Source organism: Nocardiopsis sp. M1B1 (assembly GCF_052466615.1).
This window is the reverse complement of sequence record NZ_CP196194.1, coordinates 995,748-1,010,480: the sequence shown is the minus strand read 5'-3', so window position 1 is coordinate 1,010,480 and position 14,733 is coordinate 995,748. Positions and strand designations below refer to the sequence as shown.

Genomic DNA, 14,733 nt, shown 5'->3' with positions numbered 1-14,733 from the left:
GAGCGGCGGGTTACGCCCTGTCACCTCACTCCGGGATCATAGTACCGAGGTCGTTGTCCAACCGGGTCTCCAATTTCATCACCTCATGCGAGAACTCTGCTGCCGAAGCATCATCCTCCGCAGTCATGTTCACCATGAAGACCCCACTCCTTTTTCTGGCGACCACAGTGTAGAAGTTTCCTTCTCCGCTCTCCGGGACGCCATAGAAGTAGTGGGCTTCATCAACCATGGAATAGGGACCGCTCTCCTCGATGACGCGACCGGAGGATTCGATCTCATCGACCCAGGTTTCCAGATCAGCCTGAGCTAATTCGTCTCGATTGTCTTCGGGAGAGTAGATGACGGCACGGTAGGTGAATTCGAATTCCCATGGAACCGCATACGTCGCATCAGGCCGGACGATGCCACCACACGAACCTGAACGGACCAGGTTGCCCTCTGCAGGAGGCCCACCGTCTATGGACTCGTCTTTCGGTTCCTCAGACCCCGAGGTCAGACTGAGTTGGATCGCGGATATCGAATCAACGATCTCACAGAGATCGAACCTGTCTTCCAGAAACTCGTCTCGAGGGGCAGTCGGCTGGGCAGCGACAGAACCGGGATCGGCAGGATTTTCTTCCTCCGAACTGAATCCCGATGTCAGGGTAGAGATGAATGTCCCGAGTAGAGCGACGACAACACCGAAGACCCCGAAGGCCGCCAGGGTTCCGCACCCGAAAACCGCCGCGGCGGCCTTCCACCCGTGCAGCCCCTGCTTGCTGGGCGGTGCCTTCTGGTCAACCACGACTGTCCTGCGCCTCCAACTGGGCCTGCACGTCCGGGTGCTCCAGCGGACGGGTAAAACCCATGACATCCGCACGATTGGGGTCATCGTACTCGCGCACCGCGATCGGCCCACAGTTGGTGCACCAGGCTTCGACCATCAGCCCGTCGCCGATCACCATTCCCACGTGTCCCGGTCCGGGGGGCTCCCCCGCCCGACTCACATGGAAGAACACCAGGTCGCCGGGCTGCTCCTCTCCCGGTGAAACCTCGGGGCCGAAACCCCACTGGTCCTGGGAGATCCTCGGAATGGTGACGCCGATGCTCTCGTAGGCCTTCTGCATCAGACCGGAGCAGTCGAACCCGGTCGGGCCGACGCCACCCCAGATGTAGGGCTTGCCGCGCTGGGCCAGGGCCCAGTCGACCACGGCCTGGGTCAGCTCGTCCGGAGCGCTTCCGATCGGGGCACCCTGCGCGTCGAGCTGGCAGGCGACCGCGGCTTCGATGGAGCCCGACGTGTCGTACTCCCCCTCCGCGTACTGCTCTGCCCACTCCAGCACGTCGTCCACGTACCACCAGGCGTGGTTGTAGCCGTAGATGGCCTGACGGACGTCATTCTTCAGGCCGTGGGCGATGAGGTAGTCGGCGGCGGCCGGGATCGCGTCGGCGGGGTCGTAGACGCTGACGATGCCGTCGTCGTTTCCGTCGACGCCGTAACCCTGTTCCGGGCGCTCGTCCACCGGCTGCACGGGCTCGCCGCCCCAGCTGTTGCCCGCCGCGGAGCCGTCCAGAGAACCGAACTGCATCGGTCCGGCCGCACCCCAGTCGTTGTGCCCCTCGGTGATCCCCGGGCCCTCCCAGCGCCCGTGGTGGGACTCCACCTGGCCCACACCCGCCAGGATGTTCCACGGAATCCCGCGGTCCTCCCCGACCTCCGTGTAGATCCGCAGGTAGTTCTCCGGGATGGAGTTCATGGCGTAGCCGCTCGCGTCCGGCTGCTCGGCGTCCGTGTCCGGCCCGCAGACCAGACCGTTCGCCATCATGGAGCCGATCTGCTGGGTGGTGTTGGTGATCACGGGGATCACCAGCATCGCGAACATGGTCGTCAGGGCGACCGCGACAGCGACGGCGGCGCCGAACCACAGGCCCGCCGCACCCCTGTCAGAGGGCCTGCGGGTGAAAAGGGAGATCACGGGGTCACTCCTCTCCGAACTGCCCGGCGTCGGCGGGCTGGAAGTCGAAGACCCTCCAGGAGCCGCCGCTGCGCACCACGGTGACGGCGAACTCACCGAGGTTCTCGTCGAACTCGGCGCTCCCCGTCTCGGTGATGGACTGCGCCGTCACGACGAAGGTGACCGAGTCGGCGCCGAAGGTCCGTACCGAGTCGACCTGGGCCCGTCCCTCGGCGACGGCCTCGGCCTCGGACATCTCGCTCCAGAAGGCGCCGACCCTGCTGGTCTCGGCCAGAACCCCGGCGAACTCGGGGGTGGCCAGCTCCTCCATCGAGGCGTAGTAGGACTCGGGGGACTGGGTGTAGTCGATGGTCCCGTAGGCCTCGGCGAAGGCCCGGGCCGCCGCCCCGGCCGCCTGGAGCTCCGCCTCCGTGAAGGGGAACCAGTCGAGGACGTCCACGTCCTCGGCGGCGGTGGTCGGGAGCGGGCTCGGCTCGACGGTGGACAGCCCGTCCGGGCCGCCGGGTCCGCCCGGAGGCTCCTCCTGGACGGCTTCGGGTTCCGGGGAAGCCGCGGAGGGATCGTCCTCCTCGGCGCCCCCGAAGCCTCCGAGGCTGAGGTAGAGCCCGAACACGACCAGCACGACGATCAGTCCGATGAAGACAGCCCGCTGGGCGCGTTCGGGGAGAGGGTTGGGCATCGCTTCGGGCCTTTGTTCGTCAGTCGTCGTTCAACCAGAAGGGAACGTCCCGCTTGCGGTCCCTCGTCGTGGAAGAACTGCTCTCCCCCCAGAAGGGGGTGATGGGCGCGTCGTCCCTGCGCTTGCCGGAACCGGTCAGCCAGCCGCCGTCACCGTCGCCCCGGCCCCGGCTCTCGCCGGAGGGCGCGGGACGGGCGGGACGCTGGGGAGCGGGGCGTTCGCGCCGCTCCCTCGGCGAGCCCCAGCGAGAGGCGCGGGCGTTGGGGTTGCCCCGGGCCGGGGTGTCCGCGCGACCGCCGAAGATGCCCTGTCCGGTGCTGGGCTCGGGCCGCTCGGAACTCGCGGCGCGTCCGCTCCCGGCGGCGGGGGCGCTCCCGCCGAACACCGAGCCGCCGCCTCCACCGCCGTCCCGGCGCTCGGAGCCGCCGCGGCCCCCCGAACCGGTGCCGAACACAGAGGCCCAGCCGCTGTCGCCGGTACCGGTGTAGCCGCCGCTGGGCCGGGGCGGGATGGCACCGGAGGCCGCGCTGCTACCGGAGAGGCTCGGCGCCTGGTCACCGCTGCGCGCGGGCCCGGCGGGCCGGCTGCCGCCACCGCCACCTCCGCCAGCCGGAGCGCTCCTGGTGACGTTGAGGGGCGGGGCCGCGTTGTCGCGCACCCTGCCGTACCCGGCGGTGCCGCGTGCCCGCGCTCCGTCCGCGCGGACCGGACCGCCGTCGGCCGGGACCTCGTCGCCGACCCCGGTGTCCACACCGCCGTTCGGGGCTGCTCCCCCGCCCGCGGGGACTCCGGCTGCCGCTCCGGCGATCTGCGGTCCCCGGCGCAGCCCCCAGGCCTGGGCCTTGAGGTTGGCGACCGGCGGCAGGACCACCGCGCTCCGGCTGAGCGCCTGGCTCTGCGCGGCGTCACTGACGATGCGCGAGGTGAAGGTGTTCGCGTTGACCGAGGAGAACAGGTAGGCGAAGGGCTTGCGGTAGACGAAGAGGGCCACGGTGAAGAGTGCCAGCAGGATCATCTGCAGGCCCCAGCCGAGGCTGGTGGACATGACCATGCCGTAACACATGACCAGGAGCGAGATCAGGAGTACGACGAAGATCTGTTTGAGGAGGAAGCCGATCATCAGCTCGACCCAGCGCAGCAGGACCATGCGCCCGTAGCCGGGGTGAATTCCGATGAGCAGGAATATGGGAGCGAGGAGGAAGAGCAGCAGGAAGGCGATCTTCAGCACGATGAGCGCCACGGACCCGGCGAGGATCAGTCCCCCGGCGAAGACCGAGGCGAAAAGCGCGAGTGTGGCCACTCCCAGGCGGCTTCCTTGATCATCACCCGAGAAGAGGGGGTAGACGCTGGGGTAGAACTCCTGCACGTCAGCAGCTATGGCCTCATACGCCTCTTGCTTCTCTGCAACGAGTTCGTTGGCGTCGATCTCCTCATCAGCGATCTGCTGCTGCTCAATTCTGCTGATCCCCTGAGTAGCGATGAGGTCGGTTCCGTGGACGTGTGCAGCTGATTCGGCGATATCCCCGTTTCCGAACTGCCCGGAGACCCAAGGCTGGCAGACGAGACTGGACCACAGCATGTCCGCGTTGCGCCTGACCTGGAAGTCGGCCTCGGACTCCCAGTCAGCGCGCTCCGGTGGCTCCGCCCCTGAGGGGCAGGTCCCCGACCCTCCCCCATAGGGCACCTGCCCGATCGTGCTCGTCACCAGCTGACTGCCGGAGTTCACCAAGCCACTCGCCATACCCATGATCTGGGCCGGGTTGACGAGGATCCACAGCCCCAGAGCCGTCGCCGCGATCATCCAGATACTGGACTCGATCGTGAGCGTCATCCTCTTCCGGATGAGCCCGTACCAGCCCAACCACAGGGCACCGAGGATGACGACGGTGGGGATCAGCGGGCGCCAGATGCCCTCCCTCAGCGTGACGACCACGTTCTCGACGAGTTCGTTGAAGCTGGCGAGGAGACCGTCGGAGGTCGCGGCCTGGTACACCGTGATCGTCGACTGGTTGATGGTCTTGGACAGGTCCCAGGCCGTGTTGGCCAGGGTCGCCTGCGCGCCGTTGCTGATCCCGTCGACGCAGGACTCCGTGATCATGTGCCACTGCTGTCCGGCGGTGCCGTACTGGCCGTACATGCTGGCGTCGGGCGGCAGGCCGTCCGTGGAGCCCTCGATGGAGGACTGCGACTGCGGGGGCACGAGCAGGCCGTCGGAACCGCTTCCCGCCGACTCCGGCAGCGGCGCGGGCTCGCCCGGGCACAGCGGGTTCGCCTGCGCCCCGCTGAGGGGCAGCACGACGAGACCGGTCAGCATGAGGAACGTCATCAGGAGGCGTCGCCATCCCCGCCGTCGGACGTGCTGATGCGTCATCTGCTGGCTCCTGCGTCGTGGTTCGGCCGAAGGCGATGTTCGCAGACACCGGGGCCCCGTCGACGCGCCCGTACACACGTGCACACCGCACGCGGTCGTGCGCGACCGCAAGGTCCCCGCATGTCTCTACCCCATCCTCTATGGTGCGTCATCACCGGGTCGGGGAACGGTCGCAACGCGTCGGGTTTTCCCCTTCTCTCCCCGATGCGGCCAGACCTTGGAGGACAAAGACCGCCTCTGTCAACGTTTACGCAGGTAGTGGGCGTGAACGGTCTTCCGAAACACCCGGAAACCACAAGGCCACAATTTCCTAGCCACCTCCGCACTATGAGGGTCGTCACATCCAGCTTCGCCACAAAAAGCGGACATAGAGCCATCAAACGGACTGACGCCCGATGCCAGAACTGCCTTCGGTGGAACCCCGAGTCCGCATTGCCGCAGGACCGAAACCTGACCTAGGTCCACAACGGCATCGCCCTGTTCCCTTCCGGCTCAACAGTCCCTCCCCGCCTGCACAGCCCCTCGTCCCCCTGCCGACCACCGCGTTGGACCGGCCCGGCTGGGAGCCGTCGTGGACGCGGTTCCGCGAGGACCCCCGGCAGCGGACGTCGGGCGGATACCCGCCGACCCCTCTCCGCGCCGCACCCGCCGCGCGGGTGACCGCTACCGGCCACCCTCACACCAAGGTGTGGGGAACTGTCCGCAATCGAGGGAGAATGGTTCAGGAAACATGGACGAGTGTCACAAAGTGCTGCTGTAGGGCTTTTCTCGGATAGATTGTCCTGCGCATCGTCACCCCTCTCCCGACCCCCCGAAGGGATGCGCGCCTATGTCCGCCTCCGGTCACTCCTCCGTCGGCCGCTACGAGCTGCGGGAGAGGCTCGGCGCTGGCGGGATGGGCACCGTGTGGCGCGCCTGGGACCCCTCCCTCCAACGCGATGTGGCCATCAAGGAGGTCCTCCTCCCCCAGGGCATGGACCCCGAGGCCCGCGCCGAGGCGCACGCCCGCACGCTGCGCGAGGCCCAGGCCACCGCGCGGATCAGCGACACGGCGGTGGTGACGGTCCACGACGTCCTCGAACACGAGGACAGCCCGTGGATCGTGATGGAGCTGCTCAGCGGCAAGTCCCTCCAGTACCAACTGGACCACCACGGTCCGCTGCCGGTGGAGCGGGTCGAGGAGGCCGCCAGGTCGCTGCTCGGCGGTCTGAAGGCGGTGCACGCGGGCGGGGTCACCCACCGCGACGTCAAGCCCGCCAACATCATGCTCACCGACGACGACCGGACCGTGCTGACCGACTTCGGGATCGCGAACGTCGACGGCGGCGCCGCCCTCACCCAGACCGGCGTGTACATCGGTTCGCCCGAGTACATGGCGCCGGAGCGGTTCGAGGGCAAGCGCGCGCTGCCCGCGTCGGACCTGTGGAGCCTGGGCGTCACCCTGTACGCGCTCCTGGAGGGGCGCTCGCCCTTCAAACGGGAGAGCATCACGGGGATCATCAGCGCGGTGCTGACCGCGCCGATGCCCCCGCGGCTGTCGTTGGACGACGTGGAGCACAGTCCCGCGAGCGCGCCGCTGCGGGCGCTGATCGCGGCACTGTTGGCCAGGGACGCGTCGGCGCGGCCCAGTCCCGACGAGGCGCTGGCCCTCCTGGAGCGGGAGAAGCAGGCGCAGGAGGACGACGGCGGCGTCGGCGCCCGGGCGCAGGACTCCCCCGGCACCGGAGGCCGACCCGTGCCCCTCACCGGCCCCCGGGGCGCGGACAGCGGGTCGTGGAAGGCTCCGGGGAGCGAGGTCCGGAGCGGGTCCGGCGGCGCCGTGCCCACCGGCCCTTCGGGGGGTTATCGACCGCCGTTCCCCGCCGCGGGTCCGGGAGCGGCCGGTCAGGGAGGCCCGGGCCAGGGCGCTCCCGGCTCCGGCCCCCACCCGCCGTGGCACGCGGCCCCGAGCGGCCCCGACAGCCCCGCGTTCGCGAGCGGCCCGAACGGCCCCGGCGGGCCTCAGGGCGGACCGAATGGACCGGGTGGACCGGCGTTCCCGAGCGGGCCCCACAGCCCCCACAGTCCGGGCGGTCCCAACGGCCCCGGGTTCGCGGGCGGGCCCCACAACCCCGCGTTCCCCTCCGGTCCCCACGGCCCCGGTTTCCCGGGCGGGCAGACCGGTCCGGACCTCACCGGCGGCACGGCCGCGCACGGCCCCGGCGCGGGTCCGGGGGTCTACCCGCAGGCGCCGCACGCGACCGGGCACCAGCCCGGGCCGCAGTTGGCCCCGGCCCCCGGGGTGACCGGCCAGTTCTCCCTCCCCTTCCCCTCCGCGGGCACGCCGACGGGGCGGGGCCCGATGCCCGGCCAGCCGGTCGGCGGCCCGGGGCACCCGGGGATGTTCCCCGGGCACGGCGGCCCGGCCACCGGTGCCCGGATGCCGTGGGAGCGCCCCCGGAGGGGCATGCCCGCGACCGTGGTCACCGCGGCCGTGATGCTGGTCCTCAACGGGCTCTACCTGCTGGTCCTCGCGGTGCTGTTCACCGTGGAGTCCACCAGCGGGACCCAGGTGAACGGGGCCTCCATGGCCCAGCTCTACGTCTGGGGTCTGCTGTCGACGGTCGCGGCGCCCGCCCTGATGACCCGGTCGCGGCTGGTCTACGGGGGCGTCGTGCTCCTGCAGATGGTGGCGGCGGTGGTCCTGGTGCTCAACATGTTCACGGTGGTGGTCTACGCCCCCGAACAGCTGCCGGTCTACGTGCTGGTGCTGCTGGTGAACCTGGCGGTCGCGGGCCTGCTGCTGATTCCGGCGGGGGCGCGGGCCTACTTCGGGTTCGGGGCGGGCTTCCGCTGACGTCGTCCCCGGCGCCTTCGCGCAGGACCCGGGGGCCGGGCGGGCCGGTTCTCACGGCACCGTGGGCGCCGGAGCGCGGAGGCGGTGGCATGCTGCTCGCTATGCACGAGAATCCACGGGACCGGGGGGACAGGGCGGCGTCGGGGCTGTGGGGGCGCGTCGCGTGCGCCTGGGCGGTCGCCTTCGCCGTGCTCCACCTCTACTGGGCACTGGGCGGCAACTGGGGCCTGGGCGTCTCGGCGGGCCCTGTGGCCGCGGAACGCCCCGGTTGGTTCGTGGCGGTGGGCCTGTGGGGCGTGGGGCTGCTGTGCCTCGTCGGCGGCGCGCTGGGCTGGCTCCTCTCCAGACCGCGTCCCACCGGCCCGACGGGGCGATTGGTCAGGTCCCTGGGTTGGTGCGTCTGCGCCGTGCTGCTGCTGCGCGCCGTCACCGTCGAGGTGATGCTGCTGGCCGACCCCGCGGGCCGGGAGATCGCCGTCAGCCCGGAACAGCGGATGTGGACGCTGCTGCTGTGGAACCCCTGGTTCCTGGTCGGCGGACTCGTCTTCGGTCTGGCCGCGCTGGGGTTCGCGCGAACGCGCGCAGCGGGCAACGGCGGCTCCTGAGGGCGCGCCGCGGAACACCGGTCAGCGCCGAGGACCACCGCGGGAACCGGTCGCGGGCGTGGGGCCGACCGGTCCCTGCGCCGCCCCGGACCGCTCACCAGTGGGTGACCTTCAGCTCTCCCAGCTCCCCTAGGATGACGCGCCCCTCCTCCGCCAGGACGCGCACCGTCTCCTCCGCCTCGGAGAGGGTGACGTGGCGGCCCCGCGACACCGCCTCGGAGGGCGAGGGGGTCTCCATCCACAGCCGGGGGCCGCTCTCCCACACCATCTGCACGACGGCGCCGCCGGGAGCGCTGAAGACCGCGAACGTGCCCTTGATCGGTGTGAGGCGGTGGACGACCAGTCGCGCGGCGGCCGTCTCCAGGGGTTCGGCGTAGTCCATGAAGCCGAGGCCCTCCTCGGCGGCGTCCGCGTAGTGGACCTCCAGCAGCCCGGTGTGGGCGGAGCGGGCCTCCTCGCGCGGCCAGACGGCACCCACCACCCAGCGGCTGAGGGGTTCCTCCACGCGTTCGCGGGACAGCGCCGGTCCGTGCCGGACGCGCAGGAGGTCGAAGTCGCGTTCGAGGGCGATGCTGTGGCCCCGGTCGCTGCTCAGCGTGGCGACGAAGAAGCGCGGCAGCCAGGGCAGGACCATCCGCGACAGTTCGCGGACGCTCACGCGGCCCTGGTAGTGGGAGACCCAATCGGGGACCTCGTAGGGCCCCGGGTTGTTGAAGGACACGTGGATCATGGGCTCGCCGTCCACGGCGGGCCCGGGGAAGGCGGCCCCGCGGCCGAAGCGGCGGCGGTTCCAGTCCATGCCGACGTGGAGCTTGCGGTCGGGGTCGCCGTCCCACTCGACCGTGAGCCCGTGGGCGCGCAGGGCCTCGGCGACCTCCTCGCCGACGGCCGCGCGGCGGATCGGGTGGCTGGCGCCGAAGCCGATGGTGAGCGAGGACCCCGCGACCGCGTGCGCGGCGTCCTGGTCGTGGTAGAACGCGTACCCGCGCGCGGGGGTGTCGGCGGGCCGGGAGTTGCGGGCGGCGAGTTCACCCTCCAGGGCGGTCCTGGCGCAGCGCTCGCAGCAGGTGAACTCCTCGCGGGCGATGACGCCGGACTCGTCCAGGGCGCGGAAGGCGCGTGTGAGGCGCTCGCCGTCGGTGCGGGCGGGCCAGCGGCGCTGGCGCTGGACGTGCTCGGCCAGGGCCCGGTCCACGTGGTCGTGGAGCTGGGCGGAGGCCTCGCGGACCTCCCGCCCGCCGGGGTCGCCGTCCTCCAGCGTGTCGAGCAGGCTCCGGCGGGCGTCCCGGAGGAGTTCGACGAACCCACCCCGGCCCGAGGCGACCCCGACCGCCACCGTCTCCTTGGCGGAGGTGAGGGGGTGGACGCTCTCCCTGACTTCACTCATTCGCCCAATGTGTCAGAAGCGCGAGGTGTTTGGGGACGATTGCCGAAGTCACCACTGTCCGCATCCGGACAACTACCGCGACGCTGGTCACAACCGGTGCCGCGGCGGCCGCGGCCCACGGCCGCGCGTCCCCGGACGCGGTGCCCGCGGGGGCTCACCCGTGGGCGACCAGGTCGTGCCCGGCCAAGCGGCTGACGCGCTCGTCGCGGACCTGCCGGGCGAGGGCGGCGGTGGCGGCGAGCTCGGCGACGTCCGCGGCCCGGGCACCCAGGAAGCCCGCCGCGGCCAGGTGCTCGGTGTACTCCGCGGTCGAGTCCACCGCCTCCTGGCACTGCTCCCACTCCCGGTGGGCAGCGACGGCCTGCTCGACCAGGCGTCCGTACTCGGTGATCTGGGCGACGCGGGCGCGCACGGCCTCCTCGACGGCGTGCAGGTGTTCGCGCTGGGGCTTGAGCGCCTCCCTGACGCGGGGTGAGACCGCCCGCTGCCAGCGGCGCTGGTGGGAGCGGCGCAGTTCGCGCTGCCGGGCCAGGAGCGAGGCGATGCGCCACTCCTGTTCGTGCAGGACGGTCAGCGCCCGGTCGGTGTCCAGGGACTCCCCGCCGAGTTCGGCCCGGGCCCCGCGCACCAGGTCGATCGTGCGCTGCACCTCCACCAGCAGGGCGTGGTCGCCCTCGCTGACGTCGTCGGGCAGCACCACCCGCTCCCGGTGCCGCTCCCGGTCGGTCCGGCGCACCCGCGAGGTGAGGGTGTCGGCGGTGACCACGGCGACGAGCACCCCGAAGACCACCCAGGGGATGCCCGGGGAGGGGTCCTGGGGCACGACGTCCATCAGCCAGGCCGGTGCGGCGACCAGTGTGCCCGCTCCCGCCGCGGCGCCCGCGGCCCGCACGGCGGGGTGGGCGTCGCGCCGGAAGGCCAGGGCGGCGACGTAGGCGACGAGGCTGACGCTGGCGATCACCATGCCCAGGTACCAGCCCGCGGTGATCAGGGCCAGGGTCGTGGTGAACCCGACGCCGAGCAGGTGGACGCCGCTGTCGGACAGCCTCGGCGGGCGGGACTCGGCGGCCCCGCCGCCGCCTCTGGGCGGGGGTCCCGGGGGCTGCGCCCCCAGGAAGGCCTCCCGGCGCTGGCGAGCGGGCAGGGCGGGGTCGATGACGGGTCGCGGCCGGATGGCGTCCTCACGCATGGGCGGTCCCTCGTGAGCGGTGGGGGGTCGGAATGCCGGGGCTGGGGAGGTCGGGCACCCGGGGCGGAACCCGACAGGGTAGGAGATTCCCACCCGGGAGCACCCCGAACCAGGCGCCGCGCACCCCCGTGACCGGAAAGGCCAGCCGGCCCGCCCCCGCCCCGGTGATCTCGCGTCCAGAGGCGCTGTCCGCGTCCCACAGCGCCTCCAGCAGCAGGATCACCGGGCGGAGAAGGCTCCTGCGTCACACCCGCAACAGTTTGGGATGACCACCTAGAGCTGCTCGTCGCGTCCGCCCGCGGGCACCAGGTCCCCCTCCCCCTCACCGGGGCGTTGGCGGGTGGGGTTGGTGTCCAGCCAGCGCAGCAGGTTCTCCGAGACCAGGTCCACGCCGATCCGTCCGACCCTGCCGTCCAGGTCCCGGAACAGGCACTCGCCGTTGCCGAGGTTGCGCAGCACGGCGAGGTGGTCCTCGTTGGTCTCCACTCCCAGCAGGGACATGACGCTCTCCACCTCGAAGCGCTCGCTGGAGCGGAAGGCGAACACCGAGGACAGGCAGTTGGTGACCTGCTCGTTGAGGAGGTCGCCCGCGTTCTGCGAGACGAGGATGAGCGCGGTGTTGCGGGAGCGGCCCATGCGCGAGACCTCGGGGACGAGCTTGGCGCCCTCGGGCGTGGAGGTGACCGCCCATGCCTCGTCCAGGAAGATCGCCTTGGGCAGGTGCCGGTCCAGGCCGTTCATCAGGCGGCGTGCGAACTGGGAGACCAGGTAGAGCAGGGCGACGGACAGGCGCTGCTCGTAGGAGTAGTCGTCGCGGCCCACGCCGGAGTCGGGCAGGGTGAGCCCGCCCAGGGTGAACACGGTGGTCCAGCCCTCGGTGTCGATCCGCGCCTCGCCCTGGGGGTCGAAGCACAGGCTGGCCAGCCGCATCTCCGACATGGACTGCAGGACGGCCCCCAGGTTGCGCGAGGCCGCGCCGGGCGAGGAGACCAGGTGGTCCACGACCTTGGCCAGGGAGGGCTGGGGCTGGTTGGCGACGGCGGCCACGGCCTGGATCATGGCGGACTCGCGCTCCTCGCTCATGCGGGGCAGGAGCAGGCGCAGGGTCTCGGTGGCCATGGTCTTCTTGGCGGACAGGTCGTCGCCGAAGGCGAAGGGGTCGAGCAGGCCCGGCTGGGCCGAGCCCAGGGACATCATGCGTGCCTTGCGGCCGCGTCTTTGCAGGAGTTCGACGAGGGACTCGGCGTCGCCCTTGGGGTCGATGGCGGCGACGGTGACCCCGCGCAGGGCGAGCTGGTAGATGAGCAGGAGGGCGAGGGTGGTCTTGCCGCCGCCGGGCTCGCCGGTGATGGCGATGGCGGTGGGGCGGTTGCGGGCCGCGGCGACCATGGGGTCGAAGTGGACGATGGAGCGGGCGCGGCCGATGGTCTCACCGACGTAGGGGCCCACCCAGCCGCCGCCGGAGTGGTCGACGCGGTCGCCGACGTCGACGGTGGCGGTGGGCATACCGCCCGCGATGGTGCGCAGCGGCTGGCGCTGGGCGTAGGCGTTGAGGCGGATGCGGTCGCCGGGCAGGGACTCGTTGAACAGCGAGAACTGGTCGCCGGTGGAGTTGATGACGTCGATGCCGATGTCGCGGTAGTGCTCGATGACCGCCTCGACGTGCTGGCCGAGGAGGCGCTCGGTGGGCGCGGACACCATGAGGCGGTGCCAGCCGTAGACGAAGGGCAGGCGCTCCTTGGTGATGCCGTGCTCCAGCATGCGGGCGGCGTCGATCTGCTCGGCGAGCGCGATGGGCGCCTCCACCCCGGCCTCGCGGATGTGGGCGTCCATGTCGCGGGCGTGGGCGAGCTTGCGGCCGACGTCCTTGGAGGCCTTGGCGGGCGGGATGAGCTTCATCCGCAGGGACATCTCCACCGGGAAGGGGAGCGCGTCGGCGTGGTGCATCCAGGGCTCGCCGTCGGGGAAGGGCATCAGGTCCGGGAAGCGGGAGAAGGACAGGAACGCGACGTGGGTGGACCCCGCGGGCTGTTCGAGGCGCAGCGCGGAGCGGCCGTTGTGCACGACGCCGTCGACCAGCGCCTCGATCTCGCCGCGGCCCCAGGTGCGCCGTCCGGCCGCCGAGGGGCGGATCTCCTCGGCGGTGCCGCTGACGGCGTGCCGGATGAGCCAGGCGATCTCGTCGGAGGTGGCGTGGCGGGCGTGCAGCGAGCTGGCGGCCAGGGCGCGGCCGAGCCGCTCGGCCTGGTCGGTCCAGCGGGCGATCTCGCGGTCGTCCACGGCGTCGTCGTTGATGCCCAGGACCTGTTCGGTGCGCTGGTAGGCGCCGAAGAGCTGGGAGAACAGGCCGAGTCCGGCGCCGACGTTGCGCTGGCCGAGGCGGACGCCGAGGTAGACCTCCTTGGTCCAGAAGTCCTTGGCCCACACGTGCCGGTACGTCTCGTCGAGGTAGTCGTACCAGCCGGGGCCGGAGTCGGAGGTGGCGTCGAGCCGGGTGGCCCACTCCGCGGCCGGGTAGGTGCGGTGGGCGACGCGCAGGTGGACTTCGGCGTCGTTCATGCGGATGGCGGCGAGGGCGATGGTGACGTTGGTGGCCAGCGCCTGGCGCTCCTCGGGCGTGGTGAACTCGTAGGAGACCGTGGGCAGGCGGAAGTAGGCCCAGGCCTCGCTGTCGCTGAACAGCACGCGGTCGTCGAAGTAGCGGACCGCGAGGCGGGTCGCGCCACGGGTCCCCCTGGTGCCGGTCATCTCTTCGCCCTTCTGGTCGCGTCGCGTGGCGGGGTTCCGTCGTTCCTACCCGGACCCGCCGCCCTCGCCCCCTTCATAGTGGAGTATCGCCCCGGAACGGGAGAAGCGGACGGGGTTACGGCGCGCCAGAACCCCGGAGGGCGGTGTCGGGCCCGCCCCCAGGGGGAGACGGGCCCGACCTGCGGCGGTGGCGGGGGCGTGTCCGTCGGCACGCGTCCCGCCCGGTGGCGGCCTAGCAGGCGGTGTCGATGGTGTCCTGGATGGCGGACCTCTCCGCGGAGGTGACGGTGAGGTCGTAGCGGTGCTTCACGTTGATCCAGGCCTTGACGTAGTCGCAGTGGATCGCGGTGTTGTCCGGCATCCACTGGGAGGGGTCCTTGTCGCCCTTGGCGCTGTTGCTGCTGACGGTGACCGCCCAGAGCTGGGGGGAGTCGACGTCGTTGGCGAAGTCGCGGCGCCGCTCGGTGGTCCAGTCGGCCGCGCCGGTCTTCCAGGCCTCGCTGAGCGGGACCATGTGGTCGACGCTGATCTGGGAGACGTCGCCGTCCCACCACACGTCGTCGAAGGTGCTGTACCAGCGGCCGGAGGTCGGCTGGCAGTCGGAGTCGGTCACCACGTCGTGGCCGTCGCGGACGAGCACGTACTGGCGGGCGGTGCAGGGGCTGTCGACGACGCTCCAGTGCGGGAAGAGGCCGCGGTCGTAGCCGGTCTGGGGGCCCTTGGCCCGGACGGTGAGGGAGTCGAGCTGGCTCTGGGCGGTGGAGGTGCTGGGGATGCCCGGGGGCAGGACGTGGTCGGCGGCGGCCGGGGCCGACCAGCCCAGGACGACGGCGAGTACGGCGGCGCTGAGGGCCGCGAGCGCGCGGGGAAGCGCACGGGGGCGGGGGGAGGGCACGTTTTCTCCTCTGTGAGCGGGTGGGAGGAAAGCACGGACCCCACCACTGTGCGGCAACCGCTCCTCTC

At 71.4% G+C, this 14,733-nt stretch carries 10 protein-coding genes; 2 read left to right on the top strand and 8 right to left on the bottom strand.

The window, feature by feature from the left end; all coding sequences use genetic code 11:
- Positions 1–25 precede the first annotated feature (25 nt).
- Genes ACSTA4_RS04585 through ACSTA4_RS04570 form a run of 4 tightly spaced genes read right to left on the bottom strand, consistent with a single transcriptional unit; the run spans position 26 to position 5,005 of the window.
- Positions 26–784 carry a hypothetical protein gene (locus ACSTA4_RS04585; protein WP_444962526.1) on the bottom strand — a complete coding sequence of 253 codons (759 nt, stop codon included), beginning with the start codon at positions 782–784 and terminating at the stop codon, positions 26–28.
- A complete protein-coding gene (locus ACSTA4_RS04580; RefSeq protein WP_444962525.1) occupies positions 777–1,955 on the bottom strand; it encodes a C40 family peptidase in 1,179 nt (392 codons plus the stop codon). Before ACSTA4_RS04580 ends, ACSTA4_RS04585 begins: the two co-directional genes overlap by 8 nt.
- A 4-nt stretch (positions 1,956–1,959) precedes the next feature.
- On the bottom strand, positions 1,960–2,634 hold the full coding sequence (locus ACSTA4_RS04575; RefSeq protein WP_444962524.1) for a hypothetical protein: 675 nt from the start codon (positions 2,632–2,634) through the stop codon (positions 1,960–1,962).
- A gap of 19 nt (positions 2,635–2,653) precedes the next feature.
- Positions 2,654–5,005: a type IV secretion system protein gene (locus ACSTA4_RS04570; protein WP_444962523.1), complete on the bottom strand. Its 2,352-nt coding sequence runs from the start codon at positions 5,003–5,005 to the stop codon at positions 2,654–2,656.
- 829 nt (positions 5,006–5,834) lie between these two features.
- On the opposite strand from ACSTA4_RS04570, the gene ACSTA4_RS04565 reads away from it, so the two are divergent.
- Together ACSTA4_RS04565 and ACSTA4_RS04560 are read left to right on the top strand one after the other, a co-directional pair.
- Complete coding sequence (locus ACSTA4_RS04565) at positions 5,835–7,841, top strand: protein kinase domain-containing protein (RefSeq protein ID WP_444962522.1); 2,007 nt, start codon at positions 5,835–5,837, stop codon at positions 7,839–7,841.
- Positions 7,842–7,942: 101 nt separating this feature from the next.
- Positions 7,943–8,446 (top strand): DUF3995 domain-containing protein, encoded by a 504-nt coding sequence (locus tag ACSTA4_RS04560; protein ID WP_444962521.1) that lies wholly within the window; start codon positions 7,943–7,945, stop codon positions 8,444–8,446.
- A gap of 94 nt (positions 8,447–8,540) precedes the next feature.
- Here the strand turns inward: ACSTA4_RS04560 and ACSTA4_RS04555 are convergent, their stop codons facing one another.
- The 4 genes from ACSTA4_RS04555 to ACSTA4_RS04540 all read right to left on the bottom strand — a co-directional run bounded on the left by ACSTA4_RS04555 (position 8,541) and on the right by ACSTA4_RS04540 (position 14,665).
- Entirely contained in the window at positions 8,541–9,833 is a 1,293-nt protein-coding gene (locus ACSTA4_RS04555; RefSeq protein WP_444962520.1) for a DUF6891 domain-containing protein, read from the bottom strand.
- 154 nt (positions 9,834–9,987) lie between these two features.
- On the bottom strand, positions 9,988–11,022 hold the full coding sequence (locus ACSTA4_RS04550; RefSeq protein ID WP_444962519.1) for a hypothetical protein: 1,035 nt from the start codon (positions 11,020–11,022) through the stop codon (positions 9,988–9,990).
- A gap of 273 nt (positions 11,023–11,295) precedes the next feature.
- Complete coding sequence (locus ACSTA4_RS04545; RefSeq protein WP_444962518.1) at positions 11,296–13,770, bottom strand: ATP-binding protein; 2,475 nt, start codon at positions 13,768–13,770, stop codon at positions 11,296–11,298.
- A 232-nt stretch (positions 13,771–14,002) separates the two neighbouring features.
- Positions 14,003–14,665 carry an HNH endonuclease family protein gene (locus tag ACSTA4_RS04540; RefSeq protein ID WP_444962517.1) on the bottom strand — a complete coding sequence of 221 codons (663 nt, stop codon included), beginning with the start codon at positions 14,663–14,665 and terminating at the stop codon, positions 14,003–14,005.
- Positions 14,666–14,733 lie beyond the last annotated feature (68 nt).